Origin of the sequence: Arthrobacter sp. TB 26, assembly GCF_000427315.1 — a bacterium.
In the GTDB taxonomy this organism is placed as follows: Bacteria; Actinomycetota; Actinomycetes; order Actinomycetales; family Micrococcaceae; genus Arthrobacter.
Window position 1 is genome coordinate 1 of sequence record NZ_AUPJ01000299.1, and the last position, 400, is coordinate 400.

Below are 400 nucleotides of genomic sequence, written 5' to 3' on the forward strand. Positions count from 1 at the left end.
CAGGCCCAGCCGCTCCCGTCCGCTCCTCGCCGGGTTGCTCCTCGGCACGGTGCTGGCCACCGGCACGCTCGCCGGCTGCGCCGCGGCACCGGAGTTGGACCGCGGTGCCGCCCGTCAGCTTCAATCCCAGGTCCTCGCCGTCACCGAGGCCGCCGCTTCCAACGATCCGGCAACGTCGCTGAAGCGCCTCGACGAGCTCGTGGTGAACCTGGACGAGGCGGCCGCCCGCGGCGAGGTGTCCTTCAAGCGGCACCAGAGCATCAGGACGTCCGTCGATACCGTCCGGGCGGACCTCACCGCCCAGCAGGCCGCAGCCGAAGCCGCCCGCGTTGCTGCCGCTGAAGCTGCCCGGGTAGCTGCCGAGCAGGAAGCGGCCGCACAGGCAGCCGCCGCCGCCGCG